The sequence below is a fragment of the Salinicola sp. RZ23 genome (assembly GCF_003206675.1).
Lineage (GTDB): Bacteria > Pseudomonadota > Gammaproteobacteria > Pseudomonadales > Halomonadaceae > Salinicola > Salinicola endophyticus.
On the sequence record NZ_PZJK01000015.1, the window covers coordinates 336,231 to 361,834 of the forward strand.

General features: G+C 65.5%; 26 protein-coding genes. 7 read left to right on the forward strand and 19 right to left on the reverse strand.

The window, feature by feature from the left end; genetic code table 11:
* Positions 1-12: 12 nt before the first annotated feature.
* The 8 genes from tolB to DOM67_RS16420 all read right to left on the reverse strand — a co-directional run bounded on the left by tolB (position 13) and on the right by DOM67_RS16420 (position 6,366).
* Positions 13-1,323 (reverse strand): Tol-Pal system beta propeller repeat protein TolB, encoded by a 1,311-nt coding sequence (gene tolB, locus DOM67_RS16385; RefSeq protein ID WP_110677850.1) that lies wholly within the window; start codon positions 1,321-1,323, stop codon positions 13-15.
* Between the two features lie 11 nt (positions 1,324-1,334).
* A complete protein-coding gene (gene tolA / locus DOM67_RS16390) occupies positions 1,335-2,363 on the reverse strand; it encodes a cell envelope integrity protein TolA (protein WP_110677852.1) in 1,029 nt (342 codons plus the stop codon).
* A gap of 9 nt (positions 2,364-2,372) precedes the next feature.
* Positions 2,373-2,816, reverse strand: a complete 444-nt coding sequence (gene tolR / locus DOM67_RS16395) for a protein TolR (protein WP_110677854.1) — start codon at positions 2,814-2,816, stop codon at positions 2,373-2,375.
* 14 nt (positions 2,817-2,830) lie between these two features.
* The gene (gene tolQ / locus DOM67_RS16400; protein ID WP_188115125.1) at positions 2,831-3,508 is read right to left on the reverse strand and encodes a protein TolQ; all 678 of its coding nucleotides are present in this window, start codon (positions 3,506-3,508) and stop codon (positions 2,831-2,833) included.
* Between the two features lie 25 nt (positions 3,509-3,533).
* A complete protein-coding gene (gene ybgC, locus DOM67_RS16405; protein WP_280951072.1) occupies positions 3,534-3,944 on the reverse strand; it encodes a tol-pal system-associated acyl-CoA thioesterase in 411 nt (136 codons plus the stop codon).
* Positions 3,941-4,972 (reverse strand): Holliday junction branch migration DNA helicase RuvB, encoded by a 1,032-nt coding sequence (ruvB, locus tag DOM67_RS16410; protein WP_110677858.1) that lies wholly within the window; start codon positions 4,970-4,972, stop codon positions 3,941-3,943. The genes ybgC and ruvB overlap by 4 nt, the downstream gene beginning before the upstream one ends.
* Before the next feature lie 6 nt (positions 4,973-4,978).
* Positions 4,979-5,584, reverse strand: a complete 606-nt coding sequence (gene ruvA / locus DOM67_RS16415) for a Holliday junction branch migration protein RuvA (protein ID WP_110677860.1) — start codon at positions 5,582-5,584, stop codon at positions 4,979-4,981.
* Positions 5,585-5,967: 383 nt separating this feature from the next.
* On the reverse strand, positions 5,968-6,366 hold the full coding sequence (locus DOM67_RS16420) for a nuclear transport factor 2 family protein (protein WP_110677861.1): 399 nt from the start codon (positions 6,364-6,366) through the stop codon (positions 5,968-5,970).
* A 112-nt stretch (positions 6,367-6,478) separates the two neighbouring features.
* Here DOM67_RS16420 and DOM67_RS16425 point away from each other — a divergent pair, with 112 nt between their 5' ends.
* Genes DOM67_RS16425 through zapE form a run of 3 tightly spaced genes read left to right on the forward strand, consistent with a single transcriptional unit; the run spans position 6,479 to position 9,065 of the window.
* Entirely contained in the window at positions 6,479-7,069 is a 591-nt protein-coding gene (locus DOM67_RS16425) for a GNAT family N-acetyltransferase (protein WP_110677864.1), read from the forward strand.
* Complete coding sequence (locus DOM67_RS16430) at positions 7,066-7,950, forward strand: carbon-nitrogen hydrolase family protein (RefSeq protein ID WP_110677866.1); 885 nt, start codon at positions 7,066-7,068, stop codon at positions 7,948-7,950. The genes DOM67_RS16425 and DOM67_RS16430 overlap by 4 nt, the downstream gene beginning before the upstream one ends.
* Positions 7,947-9,065 (forward strand): cell division protein ZapE, encoded by a 1,119-nt coding sequence (gene zapE / locus DOM67_RS16435; protein WP_110677868.1) that lies wholly within the window; start codon positions 7,947-7,949, stop codon positions 9,063-9,065. Before DOM67_RS16430 ends, zapE begins: the two co-directional genes overlap by 4 nt.
* A 54-nt stretch (positions 9,066-9,119) precedes the next feature.
* Here the strand turns inward: zapE and ruvC are convergent, their stop codons facing one another.
* The 3 genes from ruvC to DOM67_RS16450 all read right to left on the reverse strand — a co-directional run bounded on the left by ruvC (position 9,120) and on the right by DOM67_RS16450 (position 11,960).
* Entirely contained in the window at positions 9,120-9,662 is a 543-nt protein-coding gene (ruvC, locus tag DOM67_RS16440) for a crossover junction endodeoxyribonuclease RuvC (RefSeq protein WP_110677870.1), read from the reverse strand.
* A gap of 208 nt (positions 9,663-9,870) precedes the next feature.
* The gene (gene aspS, locus DOM67_RS16445) at positions 9,871-11,652 is read right to left on the reverse strand and encodes an aspartate--tRNA ligase (RefSeq protein ID WP_110677872.1); all 1,782 of its coding nucleotides are present in this window, start codon (positions 11,650-11,652) and stop codon (positions 9,871-9,873) included.
* Between the two features lie 29 nt (positions 11,653-11,681).
* A complete protein-coding gene (locus DOM67_RS16450) occupies positions 11,682-11,960 on the reverse strand; it encodes a zinc ribbon domain-containing protein (RefSeq protein WP_110677874.1) in 279 nt (92 codons plus the stop codon).
* 382 nt (positions 11,961-12,342) lie between these two features.
* On the opposite strand from DOM67_RS16450, the gene DOM67_RS16455 reads away from it, so the two are divergent.
* The 3 genes from DOM67_RS16455 (at position 12,343) to DOM67_RS16465 (ending at position 15,279) form a co-directional block, all read left to right on the forward strand.
* The gene (locus DOM67_RS16455; RefSeq protein ID WP_110677876.1) at positions 12,343-13,275 is read left to right on the forward strand and encodes a D-2-hydroxyacid dehydrogenase; all 933 of its coding nucleotides are present in this window, start codon (positions 12,343-12,345) and stop codon (positions 13,273-13,275) included.
* A 26-nt stretch (positions 13,276-13,301) separates the two neighbouring features.
* Positions 13,302-14,222: a ribokinase gene (locus tag DOM67_RS16460; RefSeq protein ID WP_110677877.1), complete on the forward strand. Its 921-nt coding sequence runs from the start codon at positions 13,302-13,304 to the stop codon at positions 14,220-14,222.
* Positions 14,223-14,328: 106 nt separating this feature from the next.
* Positions 14,329-15,279, forward strand: a complete 951-nt coding sequence (locus tag DOM67_RS16465) for a nucleoside hydrolase (RefSeq protein WP_110677880.1) — start codon at positions 14,329-14,331, stop codon at positions 15,277-15,279.
* Positions 15,280-15,343: 64 nt separating this feature from the next.
* On the opposite strand, the gene DOM67_RS16470 is transcribed toward DOM67_RS16465, so the two are convergent.
* From DOM67_RS16470 to DOM67_RS16505, 8 genes are all read right to left on the reverse strand, one after another.
* Positions 15,344-15,616: an acylphosphatase gene (locus DOM67_RS16470; protein WP_110677882.1), complete on the reverse strand. Its 273-nt coding sequence runs from the start codon at positions 15,614-15,616 to the stop codon at positions 15,344-15,346.
* Positions 15,555-16,580, reverse strand: a complete 1,026-nt coding sequence (locus DOM67_RS16475) for a YihY/virulence factor BrkB family protein (protein ID WP_110677884.1) — start codon at positions 16,578-16,580, stop codon at positions 15,555-15,557. Before DOM67_RS16475 ends, DOM67_RS16470 begins: the two co-directional genes overlap by 62 nt.
* A gap of 158 nt (positions 16,581-16,738) precedes the next feature.
* A complete protein-coding gene (locus DOM67_RS16480; RefSeq protein WP_110677887.1) occupies positions 16,739-17,656 on the reverse strand; it encodes a LysR family transcriptional regulator in 918 nt (305 codons plus the stop codon).
* A gap of 109 nt (positions 17,657-17,765) precedes the next feature.
* Positions 17,766-19,187, reverse strand: a complete 1,422-nt coding sequence (gene cls / locus DOM67_RS16485; protein ID WP_110677889.1) for a cardiolipin synthase — start codon at positions 19,185-19,187, stop codon at positions 17,766-17,768.
* 144 nt (positions 19,188-19,331) lie between these two features.
* On the reverse strand, positions 19,332-20,837 hold the full coding sequence (locus tag DOM67_RS16490; RefSeq protein WP_110677891.1) for a fumarate hydratase: 1,506 nt from the start codon (positions 20,835-20,837) through the stop codon (positions 19,332-19,334).
* 184 nt (positions 20,838-21,021) lie between these two features.
* The gene (nei, locus tag DOM67_RS16495; protein WP_110677893.1) at positions 21,022-21,855 is read right to left on the reverse strand and encodes an endonuclease VIII; all 834 of its coding nucleotides are present in this window, start codon (positions 21,853-21,855) and stop codon (positions 21,022-21,024) included.
* A gap of 16 nt (positions 21,856-21,871) precedes the next feature.
* Positions 21,872-23,902, reverse strand: a complete 2,031-nt coding sequence (gene uvrB / locus DOM67_RS16500; protein ID WP_110677895.1) for an excinuclease ABC subunit UvrB — start codon at positions 23,900-23,902, stop codon at positions 21,872-21,874.
* A 76-nt stretch (positions 23,903-23,978) separates the two neighbouring features.
* Positions 23,979-24,176 (reverse strand): hypothetical protein, encoded by a 198-nt coding sequence (locus tag DOM67_RS16505; RefSeq protein ID WP_110677897.1) that lies wholly within the window; start codon positions 24,174-24,176, stop codon positions 23,979-23,981.
* A gap of 367 nt (positions 24,177-24,543) precedes the next feature.
* Between DOM67_RS16505 and DOM67_RS16510 the strand changes: the two genes are divergently transcribed.
* On the forward strand, positions 24,544-25,590 hold the full coding sequence (locus DOM67_RS16510; protein ID WP_110677899.1) for a folate-binding protein YgfZ: 1,047 nt from the start codon (positions 24,544-24,546) through the stop codon (positions 25,588-25,590).
* Positions 25,591-25,604 lie beyond the last annotated feature (14 nt).

Genomic DNA, 25,604 nt, shown 5'->3' on the forward strand with positions numbered 1-25,604 from the left:
GACTTTCGTCGTTTAGTTCAAATATGGCGACCATGCGGGTTCCCGCACGTCACCTTGTTGCGAGGGCAGTCGGAAGGACGCGCGTCCATCTGAAGAGACTGCCCCCAGCACCCCTTGCGACCCTTGCTGGGTAGCGAAGATTACCATGGCGCCGTTCGGCGCGACACTGGGTGATTCATCCCATCGTGTATCAGTCAAGACTGTTACACGGCTGGTGTCCAGATCCTGTTTTGCGACATGAAAACCGGTATCGTCACGGGTGATCATGAACAGCGTTTTACCGTCCGGCGAAAAACGCCCGTCAGAGTTGTAGCTGCCCGTAAAGGTGACCCGCTCTGCCTGACCGCCACTGGCTGGCATGCGATAGAGCTGGGGCGCCCCGCTACGGTCGGAGGTAAAGATCAGCGAGCGCCCGTCCGGCGACCAGTCGGGCTCGGTCTCGATGGCGCGGTTGTTGGTCAGCCGAGTGAGCTGGCGCGAGGCCAGATCCATCACGTAGATCTCCGGCTGGCCATCCTTGGACAGTGACATCGCCATCTTACGTCCGTCCGGCGACCACGCCGGGGCACCGTTGATACCGGGGAAAGAGGTCAGGCGCAGGCGCTCGCCGGTGGCCACGTTCTGCACATAGATGGCGGAGTTGCCGGACTCGAAGGAGACGTAGGCCAGTTTGGTGCCATCCGGCGACCAGGCCGGCGACAGGAGCGGATCGTCGGAAGACAGAATCTGCTGGGCGTTGTGGCCATCGGCGTCGGCGACGTAGAGCGCATAGCGCGCGTTGTCACCGCTGCCCGAGGCAGCGACATAGGCGATACGGGTCGAGAAGGCACCGCGAATACCGGTGATCGCTTCGAAGATCTGGTCGCTGATGTAGTGGGCGCTGGCACGTAGATCGCTGGCGCTGGAAGTCAGCGTTTCGCCGAGCATGCGCTTGCCACCGGCAACGTCCATCAGTTCGTACTGGATGCGATAGTCGCTACCCTGGGGCTCGATCTTGCCGACCACCAGATAACGCGCGTTGACGCGCTTCCAGTCATCGTAGAACACGTCCTTGCTGCTGCTCGGCAGCGAGATCAGCGCACTGCGGCTGAGCGGATCGAACTGGCCGCTGTGCTCGAGGTCGTCGCTGACGATCTGTGCCACATCCTGGGGCAGCCCGCCCGGCGCCTGGGACTCGAACGGCACGACGGCAATCGGAATCGCCTGGTCGCTGCCGCGGTTGATCTCGATGGTGAGATTCTGAGCCTGGGCGTTCGCCGTCAGACACAGCGCGACGAGCGAGGCCAGCCAGGCAGCCGCCAGTCGTCGCAAGCTTTGAGACATCCGTTGTTTCATCACTGTATATCCCCGGGTGTGAACTTGAGATTGAAATCGCGGAACCGTCGCTGCAGTCCGGCATCCAGCTGCTGCAGCTCACGGAACGGTGCCGCCGCCTCTACCGCCTGCGTCGCCGAGCGGTCGAAACTGGGGTTGCCGCTGCTGCGCGTCACGGTCGCCGCGAGCAGTTCCCCCGACGGCCCCAGCCGCACCCGCACCTGTGTCACCAGCGCGCCATCGGCATTGGGCGGCAAGTGCCACTGCGCCTCGACCGCACTCTTGACCAGGTTGATGAAGCTGTTGGAAGCCTGGTTCGACTGCTGAGCGTTGGCGATGCGCTCCTGCTCGTTGGCAATCGAATCGTTGAGCGCATTCTGGCTCGCCGCCTTGGCTGCCGCTTCGGCCTTTTTCTTGGCCTCCGCAGCCGCCTTCTTCTTGGCTTCTTCCGCCTTGCGCTTCTTCTCTGCTTCAGCCTTCTTCCTGGCCTCTTCCGCCTCGCGTTTCTTCTCCGCCTCGGCTTGCTTCTTGGCCTCTTCGGCCTGACGCTGTTTTTCCGCTTCGGCCTGTTTCTTGGCTGCCTCGGCCTTCTGCTTCTGGACCTGCACCTGCCGCTGCTGCTCGGCTTCTGCGGCCTTCTGCTGACGTGCCGCTTCGGCACGCTCCGCGGCTGCCTGTTCGGCCGCCTGCTGACGCCGCTGGGCCTCGGCCCGGGCGGCGTCGGCCGCTGCCTGCTGTTCGGCTTGTGCCTGGGCGGCCTGCTGTTCGGCCTGTTCGCGGGCAGCTTCCTGCGCCTGCTGCTCGGCGGCCTGCTGCGCGGCCTCCTCGGCCTGACGCTTGGCAGTACGCGCTTTGGCCTCCTTGGCGTATTGAGCCTTGTCGGTCGCGGTCACATCGCTGACCAGCGTCGCCTGCACCACCGACGAGGAGCTCGGGATCGGCTCGCTCTCCGGCAGGCGCAGCATCGTCAACAGCAGGGCCACAATGTGCACCCCGATCGCCAGGACAACGGGCAAGCCGTAGCCGACACGGCGCGTTCGCTTCGCCATGCTGACTCCTTACCCCTTGTTGTCACCCGAGGGCGGTTCGGAAATCAATCCGACGTTCGCCACGCCGGCCATCTGCAACGTGCTCATCAACGTCACCACCTGACCGTAGGAAGCGTTCTTGTCGCCCCGCACCATGACCGGCGTGTTGGGCTTGCGCTCGAGAATCGCCACGACCTGATCACCCACGGTCTGCAGGGTCACCGGTTTGTCCTTGTCACCCAGTGAGATGTAGTACTCACCTTTGCTGTCGACGGAGACGATGATCGGCTCTTGCTCCTGAGTATCGATGGGCTCCGAGGTGACCTGCGGCAGATCGACCTTGACACCCTGGGTCAGCATGGGTGCGGTGATCATGAAGATCACCAACAGCACCAGCATGACGTCGATAAAGGGCACGACGTTGATTTCGCCCATCGGCTTGCGCCGCTGATGTCGGCTATAGGGTCCACCCATGACTCACCTCCGGCTCAGGCCGACTGACTGTTGCCGCGACCCTGCAGATTGCGATGCAGGATCGAGTGGAACTCTTCGGCGAAATCTTCGTACTCGCCGAGCAGACGGCTGGCGATGGAAGAGAGACGGTTGTAGAAGATCACCGCGGGGATGGCCGCGAACAGACCCATGGCGGTTGCCACCAGCGCCTCGGCGATCCACGGCGCAACCGTGGAGAGCGTGGCCTGCTGGGCCATGGAGAGACTCTGGAACGATCCCATGATGCCCCAAACGGTGCCGAACAGGCCGATGTAGGGGCTTGCCGAGGCCACCGTGGCCAGCAGCGTCAGATTGGCGTTGAGACGATCCTCTTCCCGCGACAGTGCCACACGCTGCGAGCGCTGCACGCCATCGAGCACCGCCTCGCTGCTGCGGGTCTTGGGCATCAGCCGGTTGAACTCGCGAAAGCCGGCGCGGAAGACATGTTCGGCACCCTGGGCGTCGTGGTTCTCCGGCACATCCTGGTAGAGTTCGTTGAGATCGATGCCGGACCAGAAGCGCTCGTCGAACTCGCGCTGCGCCTTCTTGGCCCGCGCCAGTGCAAAGCTGCGCTGGAAGATCACCACCCAGGAGGCGACGGAAGCGGCCAGCAGCAGCAGCATGACCACCTGGACGACCAGGCTGGCGTTCATGATCAGATGGGGGATGGACATGGAGTCGTTCACGTGAATCCTCGAATCACTGGCTTTGAATGTCTGGCGTCAGCACCGCGCGAAGCGCTGCGGGCCACCGCCTGGGTTTCAGGTGCTGCGCGTCGACGCATGCTATATCGACCACCGCTTCGCATAATGTTTCCCCGCGATGCCGTACCGCCTGGGTGAATCGCACCGAGCAGGCGGCAAGCTTCTCGACGGCGGCGCTCACTTCCAGCCGATCGTCGAGCCGCGCCGGGCGTGCATATTGGCAACTGAGGCTATGGACCACCAGTTGTACGCCCTGTTCGAGCAGCTCGTGCTGGGCAAAGCCCTGAGCATTCAGCCACTCGCTGCGGGCACGCTCCATGAATTTCAGGTAGTTAACGTAGTATACGATGCCGCCGGCGTCGGTATCTTCGATGTATACCTTGAGTGGCAGATGAAATTCACTCACCCGCTCTCGCCTCCCTCGGGCGCCTGATCATGCACCGCCAGGCCGAAGTGGGTATAGGCCGAGCGGGTCACCACCCGCCCCCGGGCGGTGCGCATCATGAGCCCCTGCTGGATCAGATAGGGCTCGATGACATCCTCGATGGTGTCGCGCTCCTCGCTGATCGCCGCCGCCAGGCTGTCTACCCCCACCGGCCCGCCGTCGAACTTCTCGATCATCGCCAGCAGCAGCCGGCGATCCATGTGATCGAGGCCGTGACTGTCGACGTTGAGCATGTTCAGGGCCTGATCGGCGATCTCCGCACTCAGCGTGCCGTCGCCCTTCACTTCGGCGAAATCGCGCACGCGCCGGAGTAGACGATTAGCGATACGCGGTGTGCCGCGGGCGCGCCGCGCAATCTCGCGGGCGCCCTGGGCATCGGCAGTCACCCCGAGCAGCCGCGCCGAGCGGGCGACGATTTCGCTCAGCTCGTCGATGGCATAGAACTCCAGGCGCTGGACGATGCCGAAGCGATCACGCAGCGGCGAGGTCAGCAGCCCCGCGCGAGTGGTGGCGCCAACCAGCGTGAACGGAGGCAGGTCGAGCTTGATAGACCGCGCCGCGGGTCCATCGCCGATCATGATGTCGAGCTGGAAATCCTCCATCGCCGGATAGAGCACCTCCTCGACCGCGGCCGACAGACGGTGGATCTCGTCGATGAAGAGCACGTCGCCCGGCTGCAGGTTGGTCAGCATGGCGGCGAGATCGCCGGCACGCTCCAGCACCGGCCCCGAGGTCGACTTGATATCGACCTCCATCTCCGCGGCGATGATATTGGCGAGCGTGGTCTTGCCCAGCCCGGGCGGGCCGAAGACCAGAGTATGATCGAGGGAGTCACCGCGATTGCGCGCCGCCGAGATGAAGATATCCATCTGCTCGCGCACCCGCGGCTGGCCGATATAGTCGCCCAGCCGGCGCGGCCGAATGGCATGATCGGCCTGTTGCTCGCCCTGTCGCGGCGAGGCTTCGATGAGACGATCTGGTTCGATCATGTCGCCTTACCCGGCCATCTGGCGCGCCAGCGCCGACTTGATCAGGGCTTCGGTGGGCAGGCCCTCGTCGAGCCCCGAGAGCATGCGCGACGCCTCGGTCGGCTTGTAGCCCAGTGATACCAGCGCCGCCTCGGCATCGGCGAACGGGTCCTGCGGCTTGACCACGGCGTGGCTTGCCGCGTCCAGCAGCGACCCCTGCTCTTCCTGCCAGTGGGGGAAGCGATCGCGCATCTCGACGATCAACCGATCGGCGGTCTTCTTGCCCACACCCGGCAGTTTGGTCAACGCCTTGCTGTCGCCCTCCATGACGCAGCCGACGAAGGCGTCACGCTCCATGCCGGAGAGAATCGCCAGGGCAAGTTTCGGCCCCACGCCGTTGACCTTGATCAGCGCGCGAAACAGCTGGCGCTCCTCGTCACGCCCGAAACCGTAGAGCAGATGCGCGTCCTCGCGCACGCTCAGGTGGGTATAGAGGCGGACCTCCTCGCCCACGGCGGGTAGCGCGACCAGTGTCGTCATCGAGGTTTCGAGTTCGTAACCGACGCCGTGGACATCGACCACGATCCAGGGAGGGAGCTTTTCCAGCAGGGTGCCGTGCAGGCGTCCAATCATTCCATTCAACGTCCTTTCCGTGACGGCGTCCACTATACGCATCGCCGAATCGGCTGACTAGCTGCTGCACGGGGCCCAACCCATTCACCCCTGCTGGCCAATGGGCTGAAGGTCGCGTTCGGCAAGGGCTTAGTGAGCTGCGATCGAGAACACAGCCAGCTGCCCCATCAGCACATCGGCCAGATGGAGATCTACGTGCGCATGTTCGATGACCTCAGGCGTGGCACGCCGTGGTCACCCTCCTCTGTGCGCAGAAAGGATGCCCACGGCATGCGCTGGTCGGTGCTGCCGAGCAGCGTGAGCTGCACTGGGTTCGCTGAACGGGTAGGACCTCTTGCGGGGAGCCGAGCTGCTGACAGGCTCGCCCCCTTGGCAAACGCTATTCAGCCCACCTGCGCCACCCAGTCATTGAGGTTGTAGTAGTTGCTGATGCGCGCCACCTTGCCATTGCTGATCTCGAAGAAGGCGCCGGCAGGCAGCACGTAGGTCTGGCCGTTGGCCGGTGGCAGGCCTTCGTCGTCGGCCAGGTACTCACCGTGCACCACGAATTCGGCGGCGGCGCGATCACCGGCGGCGTTCTGCATCACCACGATGTCGGCCAGGCGCTCGCGGTAGCAGCGGTTCATCTTGTCCATGAAGGCGGCGAAGGTGGCTTTGCCGACCTGGCGCTCCCCCTGGTTGATGTCGTGCACCACATCCTCGTCCAGCAGGTCGAGGAAGGCGGGCATGTCGCCAGCGTTGAAGGCAGCGTAGTAGGCCTGAACCAGTTCGGTGGCGGTCATGGCTAAGTTCCTTGCGTAGCGTGGTTCGTGGTTGCTTGGATCGCATGATAAGTTCGCGCCTTCCAGCCGGCATAGCCGCCGGCGTCACCCTGCTGCTGACGAACGACTCCAGATGGACATTGAACTGCTCCAGGGGCCGCAGATCGCGCCCCATGTCGAAGCTCTGGCGCATTTGCGGATCACGGTCTTCCGCGAATTCCCCTACCTCTACGACGGCAGCCTCGACTATGAGGCCGAATACCTCGACACCTATGTACGCAGTGAAAGCAGTCTGTGCGTGCTGGTGCGGGACGAAGGCCGGGTAGTCGGCGCCTCCACGGCGCTACCGCTGGCCGATGAAACCGTGGAATTCCAGCACCCCTTCCTTACTGCGGGCTGGGACCCAGCGCGTATCTTCTACTGCGCCGAGTCGGTGGTCTTGCCTGCCTGGCGCGGGCGAGGTCTGGGCGTGCGTTTCTTTGCCGAGCGCGAGGCCCATGCGCGCCAGCTGCGCCGCTTCGACTGGTGCGCCTTCTGCGCCGTGCAGCGCACTGCCGACCATCCGCGCCGCCCCACAGATTATCAGCCGCTGGACGACTTCTGGGCGCGCCGGGGCTATCGCCATCATCCCGAACTGCATACCCAGTATCATTGGCGGGACCTGGACGAAGCCGAGGCGTCGGCCAAGCCCATGTCGTTCTGGCTCAAGGAACTCACCGCATGATCAAGGTTGCCGCCTGCCAATATCACATCGATCTGCTGACGAGCTGGGACGCTTACGCAGCACAGCTGACCGGGTTGTGCGAGGAGGCCGCCGCGCAGGGCGCCGAGTTGCTGTTGTTGCCGGAATACGCCGGGCTGGTGCTGAGCGGCCAGTTGCCCGAAGCCGAGCGCAACGATCTACATGGCTCCATCGCCGGCATCCAGCCGCTGCTGCCGCGCTGGCTGGCGCTGTGTGAAAGCCTGGCACGACGGCTGAAGATCTACCTGCAACCCGGCTCGGTGGCCGTGCGGGATGATGACGGCCTCTATCGCAATCGCGCCTGGCTGTTCGGCCCGGACGGCTGCCTGGGCAGCCAGGACAAGCTGATGATGACCCGCTTCGAGCAAGAGCAGTGGCAGATAGCCGCTGGCAGCGGGCTCAAGGTGTTCGATACGGCGCTGGGCAAGCTGGGCATCCTGATCTGCTATGACAACGAGTTCCCACTGCTGGCGCGCACCCTGGCCGAGGCCGGTGTGGATCTGATCCTGGCGCCCAGTTGTACAGACACCGAGGCCGGCTTCTATCGTGTGCGCATCGGCGCCCAGGCGCGTGCCCTGGAGAACCAGATCGCCGTGCTGCAGTCGCCCACGGTGGGCCTGGCGCCCTGGTCGCCCGCACTGGACGAGAACATCGGTCGCGCCGCGCTCTACGTGCCCCCGGACTACGGCATGCCGCCCAATGGCGTAATCGCCGAGAGCGAAGCGACGTGCCCCACGCACAGCCGCTGGCTGATCGCCGAGCTGGATCTGGCCGAGGTGCGCCGCGTGCGTGAGGCGGGCCAGGTATTCATCCGCCGCGACTGGCCGAAGCAGTTCGACGACGGCCGGCTGGTGCTGCGATGAACGCCCAGCAAGGAGTTCCCGATTCACCCTTGGCCGCCTACGAACGCTCCCTCGCTGCCGGCTTCGTCGTCGATGCCGCCCAGCGGCGCACGGTCGAGGCATTGCAGCGCTGCTTTGATGCCGTGCATCGCGGTGAATGCCCATCCGGCGTTTACCTCTGGGGGCCGGTGGGGCGCGGCAAGACCTGGTTGATGGACAGCTTCTACAACGCCCTGCGCGTGCCAGCGCGGCGCCAGCACTTCCATCACTTCATGCAGTGGGTGCATCGGCGTCAGTTCGAGCTGACCGGCAATGCCGACCCGCTGCGCCTGCTGGCCGAGGAGTTGGGGCGCGAGGTACGCGTGCTGTGCTTCGACGAACTGTTCGTCAGCGATATCGGCGATGCCATGCTGCTGGGGCGACTGCTCAGCCTGGTGGTTGCGCAGAACGTGGTGCTGGTGGCCACCTCAAACCAGCCGCCGGATCAGCTTTATGCCGATGGTTTCAACCGCGAGCGTTTCCTGCCGGCCATCGCCGCGCTCGAAGCGCACATGCAGGTGGTGGCCGTGGATGGCGACCAGGATCATCGGCTGCACCCCGGCGCCGAGGTACAGCGCTACTGGGTGCGGCAGCCGCAGGTCTTGAGCGAGCTGTTCGCCCGCTTGAGCGACAATCAGCAGGTGAGTCATGAGCCGGTCGATCTGAACCATCGGCACATCGCCAACCTCGCTCACAGCCCAGCAGCGCTGTGGTGCCGCTTCGACGACCTGTGCCAAAGGCCCTTGGCCGCGGTGGATTTCATCGAGCTGTGCCAGCGTTTCCCGGCCATCCTGCTCGGCGAGGTACCGCGCCTGGGCGGCGAGCCACGCGAGGGTCGCATCGCCCGAGGCACCGAGGATGGCGCCGAGCGGATCGACGCCGGGGATCGACAGCTGCCGGCACTGTCACTCAACGACGATGCGGTGCGCCGCTTCATCGCCCTGGTCGACGAGTGCTACGACCGCCGCGTGCCGCTGTATATCGAGGCCGAGGTCGCACTGGATGAGCTGTATACCCAGGGCTACCTCGAGTTTGCCTTTCGCCGCACGCTCAGCCGTTTGCGCGAGATGCAGCTGGAGCGCTTCGGCGGCTCATAGCAGCGCGCCTGCCAATCGTAGATTGGACTGGCGCATTGGATTCTTCCCCTTCTCTCACTCCGGCCTAAAGTCGCGCCAGCGGTTGCGGCCGGCGCTACCGCTGCTACGCCGGCGGCTGCTGGTCGCCACCAGTCCCTGACGCGCGTAGGCGTGGGTGAGCGCGATGGCCAGCGCGTCTGCGGCGTCCTCGGGGGGAGACGCGTCCAGCGTGAGTAGCGCCGTTACCATATGCTGGACCTGGGCCTTTTCGGCACCGCCGGTGCCCGTGACCGCCTGCTTGATCTGGCGTGCGGCGTATTCGTGCACCGGGATACCGTGATTGGCGGCACACACGATTGCGGTGCCGCGGGCTTGGCCCAGCTTGAGTGCGGAGTCCGGATTCTTGGCCATGAACACGCGTTCGATGGCGAACTCCTGGGGCCGATAGAGCCCGATCAGCTCGGCAACCCCGGCATAGACCTGGGCCAGTTTCTGCGCCAGGTCATCACCGGAGATGCGAATGCAGCCGCTGGCGACGTAGCGCGGCCGCGTGTCGCTGATATCGATCACGCCGTAGCCGGTAATCCGCGAGCCCGGGTCGATCCCCAGCAGCATCATCGTCTCGGCTCCGGTGTCGTGCGGATGATCATCGTTGGCTCAGCCATGCGCTTCATGCTTGCTCGACCTTTCTGCTCGACGGGGCTGTACGATACGCCAGGAGCGCGCCTTAGGGGTGTCTTCGGCAGACTATCCCCTCGCCCCCCTACATAAAAGAACCGGCGCCTCGCGGGGCGCCGGTTCCGATCACGCTGAACGCAGAGCGACGTTATTCGCCGTCGCTCTCCGGCTTGGCCTTGGGACGCAGGCGGATGTGCAGGTCGCGCAGTTGCTCCTTGCTCACCTCGCCCGGGGCGTCGGTCATCAGGTCCGCGGCGCTCTGAGTCTTGGGGAAGGCGATGACGTCGCGAATGGTGCGCGAACCGGTCATCAGCATCACCAGACGGTCGAGGCCGAAGGCCAGGCCACCGTGGGGCGGCGCGCCGAACTTGAGCGCGTCGAGCAGGAAGCCGAACTTCTCTTCCGCCTCTTCCTTGCCGATGCCGAGCACGTCGAAGACCACACGCTGCATCTCCTGGTCGTGGATACGGATCGAGCCGCCACCCAGCTCGGTACCGTTGAGCACCATGTCATAGGCCCGCGACAGCGCCGTGGCCGGCGAGGCCTTGAGCGCGTCCGGCGAGCAGGAAGGCGCGGTGAACGGATGGTGCAGCGCGGCCAGGCGGCCGTTGTCGTCGGCTTCGAACATGGGGAAGTCGACCACCCACAGCGGTGCCCAGTCGGCGGTGTAGAGGTCGAGGTCTTCGCCCAGCTTGACGCGCAGCGCGCCCAGCGCCTCGTTGACCACACGCGTCTTGTCGGCACCGAAGAAGACGATATCGCCGTCCTCGGCACCCACGCGGCCGAGCAGCTCCTCGATCACGTTCTCCATGAACTTGACGATCGGCGACTGCAGCCCGTCGAGGCCCTTGGCGCGCTCGTTGACCTTGATCCACGCCAGGCCCTTGGCACCGTAGATACCCACGAACTTGGTGTAGTCGTCGATCTCCTTGCGCGAGAGCTTGGCCCCGCCGCTGACCTTGAGCGCGGCGACGCGGCCGTCTTCGGCCTTGGCCGGGCCGGAGAAGACCTTGAAGTCGACCGACTGCATCAGGTCATCGACATCGACCAGCTCCAGCGGGATACGCAGATCCGGCTTGTCCGAGCCGTAGCGCTGCATCGCCTCGCTGTAGGGCATGCGCGGGAACTCGGGGAGCGCCACGTCGAGCACGTCCTGGAACAGCTGACGCACCATGGTTTCGGTGATACCCATGATGTCGCGCTCTTCGATGAACGACGCCTCGATATCGATCTGAGTGAACTCGGGCTGGCGATCGGCGCGCAGATCCTCGTCGCGGAAGCACTTGGCGATCTGATAGTAGCGATCGAAGCCCGAGACCATCAGCAACTGCTTGAACAGCTGGGGCGACTGCGGCAACGCGAAGAAGTGGCCTTCGTGGGTACGGCTCGGCACCAGGTAGTCGCGGGCACCTTCAGGGGTGGCGCGGGTCAGGATCGGGGTCTCGATGTCGAGAAAGCCCTCACCCTCCAGATAGGCACGCACGCTGTGGGTGATCCGCGAGCGCAGACGCAGCTTCTCGATCATCTCCGGACGGCGCAGATCGACATAGCGATACTTGAGGCGGACCTCTTCGCCGACCTTGCCATGCTCGTCGAGCTGGAACGGCGGCGTGGCGGCAGTGTTGAGCACCTCCACGTCCTTGGCCAGCACTTCGATCATGCCCGTGGGCATGTTGGGATTCTGGGTGCCTTCCGGACGCAGGCGAATACGCCCGCGAATCCGCAGCACGTATTCGCTGCGCGCGCGATCGGCGGTGGCAAAGGCCTCCGCCGTATCGGGATCCACCACCACCTGAGCGACACCGTCTCGATCGCGCATATCGAGGAAGATGACCCCACCGTGATCGCGGCGGCGATGCACCCACCCGCAAAGCGTGACTTCTTGATCGATCAATGACTCGTTCAACTGGCCGCAATAATGACTGCGCATGTGGGATCCTGTGTTATGAATGCTATGGCTCAGGCCGAGGCCTTGCTCTCACCGGCAGGCTTGGCGCTGCCGCCCTCACCCGATGCCGGCTTGCTGCCGCTGTCACCGGCGAGGTTCTTCTTGCTGCCCGACTTGAAATCGGTCTCGTACCAGCCGCCACCCGCGAGCCGGAACCCGGCAGCCGACACCAGGCGCGACAGCGTCGGCTCGGCGCAGGCAGGGCAGTCGGTCAAGGGCGCGGCGCTGATCTTCTGGAGCTTCTCCAGACGATGGCCGCAGGCTTTGCACTCGTACTCGTAGATGGGCATGGTCGTGTCACTCTCTCAAAGATGCGCGATCGATTCGCGCCACGTCGCAACGGCGTCGCTGCCTCGATGCTCACGCTGCGCCATCGCTGCACCCCGTACGTCCGTCCAGACAGTCATCCGGGAGGCCAGACACTCGTCCAGGCAACAAACCGGACAACAGACAAATAGGGACGCCGCGCGGGCTTTCCAAGCCGGGATCGATACGCACTGCCGCGCGCCCTTTCCAAGCCGTGTTCGAAAGCCGCATAGTATAGCGCGCAGCAGCCGGTCGCGGGCAATATTACCGGCTCAGGAAATCGCTGTCGCCCGCCGCGACGTGGCGACCGCGGCCCCGGCCCGAGCGGGTGGCACGGGGCCAGCACGCTGGAGAGAGGAAGCCTGCATGAAAGCCGTTCTTCTGGACGCCGCATCACTCGGTGACGATATCGATCTGAGCCCCCTTCGAGCACTGGTCGACGATCTCGAGGTGCACGCGCTGACCGCCCCCGAGGAGCGCCGCGAGCGCCTTGCCGGCGCCCAGGTGGCGCTGGTCAACAAGGTGGTGATCGACGCCGAGCTGATCGACGCCCTGCCCGATCTGGCGCTGATCTGCGTGCTCGCCACGGGCACCAACAACATCGACATGAAAGCCGCCGAGCGGCGTGGCATCGCCGTGCGCAACGTCACCGCCTACGGTACCGCCAGCGTCGCTCAGCACACCCTGATGCTGATGCTGGCGCTGGCCGCCCGCCTGCCGCACTATCAGTCCGCGCTGCGCGACGGTGCCTGGCAGCGCAGCGAGATTTTCTGCCTGCTCGATCAGCCCACGCTGCAGCTCGCCGACAAACACCTGGTGATCGTCGGCAGCGGCGAGCTGGGCTCCGCGGTGGCCCGGCTGGGTGAAGCTTTCGACATGCGTGTGACCTTCGCCGCCCGCCCCGGCAACGAAGCCAACGACACGCGCCCTGCGCTCGCCACGCTGCTGGGCGAGCTGGATGTGCTCAGCCTGCACTGCCCGCTGACCGAGGCCACCCGCGGCCTCATCGATACCCAGGCGTTGGCGGCAATGAAGCCCGAGGCGTTGCTGATCAACTGTGCCCGCGGCGGTATCATCGACGAGCACGCCGCACTCGACGCCCTGCGCCAGGGCCAGCTGGGTGGACTCGCCGTCGATAGTCTGCCGAGCGAGCCGCCGCGTGAAGGCCATGCCCTGCTCGAAGCGTTGCACGAGCCACTCAATCTCATCGTCACCCCGCACAACGCCTGGATCAGCCCCGAGGCGCGCCAGCGCGTGGTGACACTGACCGCCGACAACCTTCGCGCCTGGCGGCGTTGACCCTGATCTCCAGCAGTGAGTTATCCATGATCTACAACTACGGCTCGATCAATATCGACTACGTCTATCGCGTGCCGCACCTGGTGCGCCCCGGAGAGACCCTGTCCAGTACCGGCTTTCGTCAGGTGCTCGGCGGCAAGGGCGCCAACCAGTCGCTGGCCCTGGCCCGCGCCGGCGGCAAGGTGACCCACTGGGGGCGCCTAGGCCAGGCCGACCGCTGGGCGCTGGAACCTCTCAGCAAGGCGGGCGTCGATACCGCCCACGTGGAGCTGACCGCCGATGCCAGCGGCCACGCCCTGATTCAGGTCGACGACCAGGCCGAGAACGCGATCATCCTCTACCCCGGCGCCAACCACGGCTTCAGCGACAAGCATCTCGAGGCGCTCATTGGCGCCGCTGACGACGACAGCTGGCTGCTGATGCAGAACGAGTGCAACGCCGCCGAGCGCATCATTCGTCTAGCCAGCGAGCGCGGCCTGGCGATCGCCTTCAATCCGGCGCCGCTGAGTGCCGAAGTGGCCGCCCTGCCGCTGTCACTGTGCCGTATCCTGTTTCTCAACCGCGGCGAGGCTGCGGCGCTGGTCGAGAAAGAGGCGGACAGCGACGTCGATACCCTGCTCGCGGCCCTGGCCGAGCGCCTGCCGGAGGTAGAGGTCGTGCTCACCCTGGGGCGCGACGGCGTCTGCCATCAGCTCGCTGGCGAGCAGATCCGCGCCTCGGCCCATGCGGTCGAGGCGGTGGATACCACCGCGGCCGGTGATACCTTCATCGGCTACTTCATGGCTGCACGCCAGCGCGGCGACGATATCGAACAGGCGCTGCGCCTGGCCAGCGCCGCCTCGGCCCTATGCGTTCAGCAGGCCGGCGCGGCGCCCAGCATCCCGCTGGCCGACGCGGTCGAGGCGGCCCTCGAGAGCCTGCCGCCGCTGAGCGTCGAGCGCACCTGACTCCGTGGCCCCGGCATCGGTCGCCGGGGCCGAACCCTTGTCGCTGATCACCGATCTTCGGAGCGCGAGAAGACGACAACGTGAGACATCGAGACAGAGAGAGAGCATGACCACACCCATCATTTTCGACACCGACCCGGGTGTCGACGACGCCCAGGCCATCGCCATCGCCCTGGCCCACCCGGAGATCGAGCTGCTGGGGATGACGACCACGTTCGGCAACGTCACCATCGAGGTCGCGACCCACAACGCCCTGCTGCTGGCCGAGCTGGGCGGGCAGCAGATCCCCGTGGCCCAGGGCGCCGCCACGCCCATGGTCAAGCCCAAGAACCCACCGCCGGGGCATATCCACGGCGACAACGGCCTGGGCAACATCGCCCTGCCCGAGATCAGCACCCAAGCGCTGCCCCAGAGCGCCCCGCAGTTCATCGTCGAGCAGGTCAATGCCCGTCCGGGTGAGGTGGTGCTGGTGGCGGTCGGGCCGCTGGGCAACCTCGCCGCGGCGCTGCAGCTCGACCCCTCGCTGGTGGACAAGGTCAAGCAGGTGGTGGTGATGGGGGGCTCGATCCGCGAGGGCGGCAACGTGACACCGGTCGCCGAGGCCAATATCTTCAACGACCCGCACGCTGCCAAGGCGGTCCTGGAGGCGCGCTGGCCGCTGACGCTGGTCGGTCTCGACGCGACCCACCGCTGTGTCCTCGATCCTGACAGCATGGCGCGTATCGTCGAGGCCCAAGGCAAGCTGGGGCGGGTACTAGGAGAGAGCTACGCTTTCTATCGCACCTTCTATCAGCAGGCGCTGGGCATCGATGGCTGCTGCCCCCACGACAGCTGTGCCCTGGCCTGGCTGCTGCGCCCGGACTTGTTCACCACCACCCGTGGCACGCTCAGTGTGGTGACCGAAGGGCTGGCCGAGGGGCAGACGATTCTGGCCCCGCAGGCGCGGGCGTTCGTGGATGCGCGCTGGACGCGCGACGCCACCGTCGAAGTCTGCATGGGCGCCGACGGCCCGGCCGTAGTCGAGTGGATCGTCGAGACCCTGACCGCCGGCGCCTGAACGCCCACGTTCCAAGGCTCGCAGCCGGCGCCCGTCGTCCAGACGGGCGCTGGCTGGCGCGCCTTCAGCCGGTGGTGAAACTCGCCGGTGCGATCAGCGTGGCCTCCTCCACGCTCACCTCGATCACGTCCGCCGCCGGTGGACCTTCCCACAGCAGATCGATCAGCTCGGCGATGGCGGTGGCCTCGCCGCGGGCGACCACCTCGACAGCGCCATCGTCTTGATTGATCGCGTGCCCCGTGAGCCCCCAGCGCTCGGCGTGGCGGCGCACGAACTCACGATAGCCCACGCCCTGCACGTGGCCGCTCACCCGGGCTCGAATCGTGCGCTTGGTCATGTGAAGTCTCCTCCTGCTCCTGCTTGCGCATTGGCGTTGGTGGTGCTTCCTGCTCCACGGTCTCCTTGCGCAGCACCTCGTGGCGCACCAGAACCGCGGTGTTGCGTGGAATCACCCGGCGGCCCTTCGAGACCACATGGGTACGCGTGAAGGCGGCGCCGTAGAGCAGGATCAGCGACGAGTAGTAGACCCACAGCAGCACCAGGACCACCGACCCCGCGGCGCCGTAGGTGGACGCCGTGGCGGTGTGGGCGAGATAGGCGGCGATCGCGTTGCGCCCCAGCATGAACAGCACCGCGGTGACCAGGGCGCCGAGAAAGACGTCACGGTAGGAGAGCACCACGTCCGGCAGCACCTTGAAGATGGCGGCGAAGAACAGCGTGACCACGGCGAGCGAGAGCGCGAACTGCGCCAGCTCGAGCAGCATCTTGCTGCCCGGCACCCAGTCGCCGGCATAGCTGAAGGTAGCCTGGACGATGATCCCGAGCACCAGCGACACCAGCAGCACGAAGCCGATCGCCAGTACCACCGCCAGCGACAGCAGCCGCTTCTTGGCGAACAGCCAAAGGCTGTTGCGATCGGGATTGGGCGCCACACCCCAGATGGTGTTGAGGGAGAACTGCATCTGGCCGAAGACAGTGGTCGCGCCGATCAGCAGGGTCACGAAACCGGCCACGGTGGGCAGAATCCCCGACGCCTGAATGCTCGACTGCGCGACGGCATCCTCGATCGCCTTGGCCGCAGAAGGGCCGAGAGTATCCTGCAGGCGGGCGACGATCTCGCCGCGGGCGGCGTCCTCGCCCAGCCACAGCCCCACCACAGTGACCGCGATGATCACCGTGGGCGCGAGAGAGAACAGGGTGTAGAACGCCAGCGAACCGGCGTAGCTGAAGGCGTTGCGATCGAGCCATAGCTTGATCGAGTCGCGAATCACGTTGAACCAGTACTGGGCGATCTTCACCATCGTCACGGCATCCTTTCCCGTCTCGTCGTCGTGGGCCCCTCGGCGTCGCGTCACCACCCTGCCCGGCCCGCGCCCACACAATCGTCATGCTCCAAGCACGGCTCTCGTTTCGCCAGTCTAGCAGCCCAGTGCGCTCCGGGCGTGTGTCCGGTCCCCGATCAGGCGCGCAGAAAGTCGCTCGGCAACTTCATCATGCGCTTCCACAGTTTCTCGACGCCGGGCTTGTGGACCAGCGAGCAGCGGTAGAGGCGAATCTCCAGCGGAATGTCCCAGCTCTCGCCGGCAGCGCGCACCAGCTTGCCGTTGGCCAGCTCTTCGCGAATGCAGAAATCGGGAATCCAGGCCAGCCCCACCCCCTGTAGCGCCATCCCTTTCAGCCCCTCCGCCATGGCGGTTTCATAGACCGTCTTGAGACGCATGCGCGCGGGTTCGTTCTTCAGCAACATGCGCACGCTGCGGCCGAGGAAGGCGCCCTGGGTATAGGCGAGAAACGGGATCGAGCCCTCGTTGTCGAACGAGAACTTGGCCTCGCCGTTGGCCTTGGGCACGCTCACCGGCAGCATCTTGACCTGTCCGATCGAAAATGACGGGAAGATCTCGGCATCCAGCTGCATGGTGGCGTAGGGGTCGTGATAGGCCAGCATCAGATCGCAATTACCCTCACGCAGGACGTGGATGGCATCCCCCACGTTCATCGCCACCAGCCGCGTGGGCAACTCGCCTACGCCCTTCTGCAGCCGCGAGATCCACTGCGGGTAGAAGGCCAGCGCCAGGGAGTGAGCGGCGACGATATCGAGCGCCTCGTTGTCCATCGCCAGGCCGCGCAGATGAGCCAGGCTGTCGTTGAGCTGCTCGACCATGTTGCGCGCCGTCACCAGGAACAGCTGCCCTTCCGGGGTCAGGCTGACCGGCGTGGTCGAACGGTCGACGAGGGTCGCGCCGATCGCCTGCTCCAGCGAGCGGATGCGGCGGCTGAAGGCGGGCTGGGTCACGTGGCGCTGGCGCGCCGAGGCGGAGAAGCTGCGCGTATTGGCGAGCGCCACGAAATCTTCCAGCCATTTGGTCTCTAGGTTCAAGGGGACTCCTTGGCGATCGGGGTTCCGCGCCGGATGCCACGGGCGCGGGTGCGCTTGAATGTCTTGGCCGACCCAGCCCTGGACGACTGGGTCCTGGCTGAGAGCGCCTTCACTGGATCGGCGACAGCAGGTAGGTGGCCCGCGACACCACCTTGCGCCACAGTGGACGCGTCGCCAGTTCCTGTTCGGTCACCTCGCGGCTATGCGCGAAATCGTGCTCCAGCATGGCCGTCACTTCGCCGGCAAAGGTCTTGTCGGGGACATAGGCGGTCACCTCGAAGTTGAGCCGGAACGAGCGGTTGTCCAGGTTCACGGTGCCGACCATGGCGGTGTGATCGTCGACCAGCAGCGTCTTCTGATGCAGGAAGCCTGGCTGATAGCGGTAGATCTTGACCCCGTTGCGGATCATCTCGGGCAAGAAGGCGAACGCCGACAGGAACACCAGCAGATGATCCGGCCGCTCGGGGATCAGCACACGCACGTCGACACCGCGCAGGGCAGCCAGGATCAGTGCATCCTGGACGCCGTGATCGGGTACGAAATAGGGGCTGGTGACCCAAAGCCGGTGGCGCGCGCCGTGGATGGCGTGCTGGACCAGCAGGCTCGCGGTCTCGCGGCCGTCGGCAGGGCCGGAAGGCACGATCGCCACGTGCTGAGTGGCATCCGCGACATGATGGATGCGCCAGCCAAGGGCGAGGATATCCCCGGTCGCCCAGTACCAGTCCTCCCAGAACGCCTCCTGCAGGGCCAGTACGCTGGGCCCTTCCAGCTTGAGATGGGTGTCGCGCCAGGCGCCGTAGCGTTCGACCCGGCCGAGATACTCGTCGGCGACGTTGAGCCCGCCGGTCCAGCCGGCACGACCGTCGACCACCACGATCTTGCGATGATTGCGGAAGTTGACCTGGAAACGATGGCGCCAACCCCTTGAGGAGTTGAACGCCGAGACCCGCACCCCGGCCTCCTCCAGATCACGCAGGTAGCCCCCGGGCAGGCTATGGCTGCCGATCTCGTCATACAGGAAATAGACGTTGAGCCCGTGCTCGGCCTGATGGATCAGCTTGCGCTTGAAGGCGAGACCGATCTCATCGGCGCGCACGATGAAGAACTGCACCAGAATGTACTCTTCGGCCTGGTCGATGCCGGCGAAGAGGCTCTCGAAGGTGCGCTCGCCGTCAATGAGCAGCTCGACCCGGTTGCCGCGGGTCATCGGCATCATCGCCAGCTGCTCCACCGCACGGATACGCCCGCTCACCGCCTCCGGTCGCGAGACGTAATCCTCCATGTGCGGGCGATAGCGCTTGAGCACCTGGCGCAGTACGGTGTCACGCTCACCGCGCGCCGAGACGTAACCATAGAAGCGCGGCCGCCCGAAGATCCAGAAGATGGGCACACTGAAGTAGGGAAACAGCACCAGGGTGATGATCCAGGCCACCGCGCCCTGGGAGGTGCGGCTCGACATCAGTGCGAAGACAGCGGTGGTGGCACCCGCCAGATGGCACAGAAACAGCAGCGTACCGATGATCCATGTCATTGCCGAAACTCCACGCCGCCCTGCACCATGCACCGACTCCTGTCGAATGTCTCGATCCAGCCATCATACCCAAAAAAAACGAGAGAGCCCCAAGGCTCCCTCGTGACTGCGACGGGCGATATGTCATCGCCCGTTCACGCTCGCTCAGCCGCGTTCGGCGATGATCGCCTTCCACTTGGCCGGGCCGGTCTGATGCACTGAGGTGCCGAGATGATCGACCGCCACCGTGACCGGCATGTCCTCGACCTCGAACTCGTAGATCGCTTCCATCCCGAGGTCGTCGAACGCGATCACCTCGGCCTTCTTGATCGCCTGGGCGACCAGATAGGCGGCACCGCCCACGGCCATCAGGTAGACCGCCTGATTGTCGCGAATCGCCTCGATCGCCAGCGGGCCGCGTTCGGCCTTGCCGATCATGCCGAGCAGGCCGGTCTCCTCGAGCAGGGTGCGGGTGAACTTGTCCATGCGCGTCGCCGTGGTGGGCCCCGCTGGACCGACCACCTCGTCACCCACCGGATCGACCGGGCCGACGTAGTAGATGAAGCGATTCTTCAGGTCCACCGGCAGTGACTCGCCCTTGGACAGCATGTCGATCATGCGCTTGTGGGCAGCGTCGCGTCCGGTCAGCAGCTTGCCCGACAGCAGTACGGTATCGCCCGGCTGCCACTCACGCACCATCTCCGGCGTCAGTGTATCCAGATCGACCCGCCGCACGCCCTCACCCACTTCCCAGGTGATCTCGGGCCAGTCGTCGAGCTTGGGTGCCGGCAGCTCAGCCGCCCCACTGCCATCCAGCGTGAAGTGCACGTGGCGGGTCGCGGCGCAGTTGGGAATGATCGCCACCGGCTTGTTGGCGGCGTGGGTCGGGTAATCCTTGACCTTGATGTCGAGCACCGTGGTCAGACCGCCCAGGCCCTGGGCGCCGATGCCGCTCTGGTTGACCTTGTCGAACAGCTCGAGCCGCAGCTCCTCGGCGCGGTTGCTGGCACCGCGGGCCTGCAGCGCCTGAATGTCGATGGGGTCGAGCAGTGCCTCCTTGGCCAGCTCCATCGCCTTCTCCGCGGTGCCACCGATGCCGATGCCCAGCATACCCGGCGGGCACCAGCCGGCGCCCATCTTGGGCAGCTGCTCGAGCACCCAGTCGACCACGTTGTCCGACGGGTTGAGCATGGCGAACTTGGACTTGGCCTCGCTGCCGCCCCCCTTGGCTGCCACGTGCACCTCGACGGTGTCGCCCGGCACCAGCTTGTGATGGATCACCGCCGGCGTGTTGTCGCCGGTGTTCTTGCGCTTGCCGTCAGGGTCCGCCAGCACCGAGGCGCGCAGGACGTTGTCCGGCAGCGTGTAAGCGCGCCGCACGCCTTCGTTGATCATGTCATCGAGGCTCAGCTCGCACGCCCAGCTCACGTCCATGCCGACATGGACGAAGACCGTGACGATGCCAGTGTCCTGGCAGATCGGACGATGACCGGTGGCACACATGCGCGAGTTGATCAGGATCTGGGCGATGGCATCGCGCGCCGCAGGGTTCTCTTCCCGCTCGTAGGCCGCGTTCATGGCATCGATGAAATCCTTGGGATGGTAGTAAGAGATGTACTGCAGCGCATCGGCCACGCTCTGGATGAGATCCTCCTGACGGATCACGGTCATCACGGCACTCCTGCTATCACGGTGACTGCCCCCACTGTTCGGCGCGGGTGGCGGGTATTCTGGTGGCCGGCATCTTACCGCAATTGCTGACATTCGGCAGGCGTGATCATGATCTCGCTAAATAAGATAACGGTATAAATTGGGTTCTTCCTACGCTGACTTGCCCAGATGGGCCCGGTGGAGATCAGCCAGCCGGCGTATCGGGCTGGCAATGCGGGCAGCGATAGAGCCGCCGAGAGGCGACCATGAGCTTGACGATCTCACTGCCACAGGCGTGGCATGGCTGGCCAGCACGGTTGAACACCGCATGCCGCCAGCGCGCCCTTTTGAGCCCCTGACGCTGCAGGCGTCGGCGCCAGGTCGGCCGGTTGGTCACCCCGGCCTCGTGGTAGGCCTGGGCGACGGTGCGCAGCATCACCTCGGCAAGACGCCGGCGCTTGCGCGGCGACAGCCGCTCGGCAGTGATCTTGGGCGGCAGCCCGGCATAGAACAGGATCTCCGAGCGCAGGTAGTTGCCGATACCGGCATAGAAGCCCTGATCCAGCAGCAACCCGCCCAGCCCGCGGCGGCGAAACGCCGGCAGCATCAAGCGCTCGGCGACCTCCCCCGGGCTGACGTCGTGGCTGAGCAGATCTGGCCCCAGGCGTGCCAGAAACGGCTGCTGCGCGAGAGTATCGCGGGTCCACAGCGAGATATCGGAAGCGCTGTAGAGACTGGCGGCGTGGGTCGGCGTGACCAGCCTCGCCCGCAGCACGCGGGCGGTGTCCGGCTCGCGTTCGCGCCGGTGCACCTTCCACACCCCGTAGAGCTGGTTGTGGGCATAGAGCACCCGATCATCGGCGAAGGTGATCAGCAGCGACTTGCCCCAACTGTCCACCGCCACCACACGGCTCTCGGCCAGCCTGGGTGCCTGCTGCGCGAGGTCGGCGTAAGCGAACCACACCTCACATAGCGGCGCGTCGATCAGCAGCTTGCCCAGGCGGTCGGCGACGCGCCGAATCTCGGGGCCCTCCGGCATGACCTCCCCTCGCCTCTCAACCCAGCTCGAGCAGACGCGCCTTGAGCGTCTGCAGCTGATCGCGCAGCTTGGCGGCCTGCTCGAACTCCAGGTTCTGTGCCGCCTCGAACATGCGATCCTCGAGCTTGCCGATCTCCTTGGTCAGCTGAGGCGCACTCATCGCACTGAGTTCGTCGCGAGTGTAGCTGCCGGGCGCTTCCGCCACGCGCTGCTCGGCGCGCTTGCGCCCGCCCTTGCGACCCGGGGCCTGGGCCCCTTCCATGATGTCGGCGACCGACTTGGTCACCGTACGCGGGACGATGCCGTGCTCCTCGTTGTGCGCCACCTGCTTGGCTCGGCGACGCTCGGTCTCGTCGATCGCCCGGCGCATCGAGTCGGTAACCCGGTCGCCATAGAGGATCGCCTTGCCATGGGCGTTGCGTGCGGCGCGGCCGATGGTCTGAATCAGCGAGCGCTCGGCGCGCAGGAAGCCCTCCTTGTCGGCATCCAGGATCGCCACCAGCGACACCTCGGGAATATCCAGCCCCTCGCGCAGCAGGTTGATCCCCACCAGCACATCGAACTTGCCCAGCCGCAGATCGCGGATGATCTCGACCCGCTCCACGGTATCGATGTCCGAGTGCAGATAGCGCACGCGCACGTCGTGCTCGTCGAGATACTCGGTGAGATCCTCGGCCATGCGCTTGGTCAGGGTGGTCACCAGCACCCGCTCCTCGACCTCGATGCGCAGGCGAATCTCGGAGAGCAGGTCGTCGACCTGGGTAGACGCCGGACGCACCTCGATCTCCGGGTCGACCAGCCCGGTGGGGCGTACCACCTGCTCCACCACCTGCCCGGCGTGCGCCTGCTCGTAGGGGCCGGGCGTGGCCGAGACGAACACCGTCTGCGGCAGGATGTTCTCCCACTCCTCGAACTGCATCGGGCGGTTGTCGAGCGCCGAGGGCAGGCGGAAGCCGTACTCCACCAGCGTCTCCTTGCGCGAACGGTCACCTTTGTACATGCCGCCCACCTGGGGCACGCTGACGTGGGATTCGTCGATGAACAGCAGCGCATCGTCGGGCAGATAGTCGAAGAAGGTCGGCGGCGCCTGCCCCGGCTCGCGGCCGGAGAGATAGCGCGAGTAGTTCTCGATACCGTTGCAGTAGCCCAGCTCCAGCATCATCTCGATGTCGTAGAGGGTACGCTGCTCGAGGCGCTGCGCTTCGACCAGCCGCTCGTGCTTGCGCAGATAGTCGAGCCGTTCGGCGAGCTCCTGCTTGATCGCATCGATTGCCGAGAGAATGGTGTCCCGCGGGGTGACGTAGTGGGTCTTGGGGTAGATGGTCATGCGCGGCACTTGGCCGCGCACTTCACCGGTGAGCGGATCGAACAGCCGGATCGAGTCGATCTCGTCGTCGAACAGCTCCACCCGTACGCCCTCGTCCTCGGCGTCCGCCGGGAAGATATCGATCACGTCACCGCGCACACGATAGGTACCGCGGCGAAAGTCGGCGTCGTTGCGGGTGTACTGCAGCTCGGCGAGACGGCGCAGGAACTGGCGCTGGTCGATCTGCTCGCCGCGGTTGAAGTGCAGCCGCATCTTCATGTACTGCTCGGGGTCGCCCAGGCCGTAGATCGCCGAGACCGAGACCACGATCAGCGCATCGCGGCGTTCGAGCAGCGCCTTGGTCGCCGACAGTCGCATCTGCTCGATATGGTCGTTGATGGAAGCATCCTTCTCGATGAAGGTGTCCGATGACGGCACATAGGCTTCCGGCTGGTAGTAGTCGTAGTAGGAGACGAAGTATTCGATGGCGTTGTCGGGGAAGAAGCTCTTGAACTCACCGTAGAGCTGGGCCGCCAGCGTCTTGTTGGGCGCCAGCACGATGGTCGGACGCTGCAGCGTCTCGACCACGTTGGCCATGGTGAAGGTCTTGCCCGACCCGGTGACCCCGAGCAGCGTCTGATGCGACAGCCCCGCCCCGAGCCCACGCACCAAGCCCTCGATGGCGGCGGGCTGGTCACCCGCGGGGCGGTACTTGGAGTGAATCTTGAAGGGTTTGTTCATGATCGTTAGGTAGGGTCCAGAGCCGGTCGCTTCAAGGGCGGCGCGCGATGATCGCGATGATCGCGATGATGAAATCTCAACGGGCGACGTAGCCCTTTCCCAGCTCGCTGACGGCCTTGATCAGCGCGCTGCGCGGGGCACTGCCTTCGACCTCGGCCCAGTCGCGGCCGATATCGACGCTCTCGACGCCATCGACCATCATCAGCGCCGTGGTGACACGATTGAGATCCTCGGGGGTGGTGACACCGTCGAGGGCCAGATTGATTCGGGACATGGATGACTCGCTAACCGCGGGATGAATTCGAAACCATTGATGAGAATAGCATCTCAGCGCCTGGGCTTTGTTTGAAAAGTCGACGCGCGAAGGCCATGAAGGGCGAAACCTGGCGAAGACGGACCGGGCTGACTTACCCGTTCACGCGGTGTAAATGCGTCTCCGGCGCCGATTTTCAACGCCGCATGGGCAAGCATAGTGCGTTTTGGACTTGACCTGAGTCCGTTGCGGACTTGACCTGGACAGCGTTGCAATATGGCACCATCGTCACCATGTTGAGGCCATTGTCGGGCCCCATGCCCCCTCGCTCGCGATGGATGGTCATCGCCGACGACCCCCACTCACCATTGACCACCGGAGTGACCCGATGCACGACTGGACGGCGCATCTCGAAGCCCAGGGCGGCGAGCCACGCGACGCGCTGCACTGGCAGTTCCCTGACGACGCCCGTCAGCCGGAGAGCAGCGCCACGGCGCTGGTTCCGCTGACCCATCTGGCCGTGCTCGAGTGCCGCGGCGCCGATGCCGCGCGCTTCCTGCAGGGCCAGACCAGCGCCAACGTCGAGCACGCCAACGGCAACCTGGCACCGCTGACGGTGTTCTGCACCCCCAAGGGGCGGGTACTGGCCAACGCCGAGCTGCTGCAGGTGGCACCCGAGCACTACTGGCTACTGCTGCACGCCTCGCTGGTGGCGCCGCTCAAGCAGCAGCTCGACAAGTACGCCCCCTTCTACAAGATGACCCTGGCCGCCCGCGACGATCTGGTGCTGCTCGGCGTGATCGGTGACACCCCGGCCACGACCGCGTGGCCTTCGACCGACTGGCGCATGCACCAGCACGGAGATACGGTTGTGGTGCGCCACCCCGGGCCCCAGCCACGCTGGCTGCTGGCACTGCCTGAGGCCCAGGCCGAGACGCAATGGGCGGCACTGACCGCCGAGCTGCCGGTGAGCGGCACCGCCCGCTGGCAGCGCGCCGATATCGCCGCCGGCCTGGCCTGGCTGACCCAGGCCCACAGCGACAGCTATCTGCCGCAGATGATCAACTGGGAGGCGCTGGGAGGCATCAGCTTCCGCAAGGGCTGCTACACCGGTCAGGAGGTGGTGGCACGCGCCCACTTCCGCGGTCAGGTGAAGCGCCGTCTAGGGGTGGCATGGCTCGCGGGCGACACGCCACCGGCGCTCGGCAGCGAGATTCGCGATGGACAGGAGAAGCGTGTCGGCGAGGTGTGCCAGGCAGAGGCCGACCCGAGCGGCACCGGCTGCCAGCTGCTGATCGTGATCAGCACCGCGGCCGCGGATGATGCGCCACTCCAGGTAGAGGGCCGCGAGCTGACGCGCCAGCCACTGCCCTACCCGCTCGAACGCCTCGATCCGGAAACCCTGGCCGCTGCCAGCGAGCCCGCTCAGGCGTGACGCCGGTCAGCGCC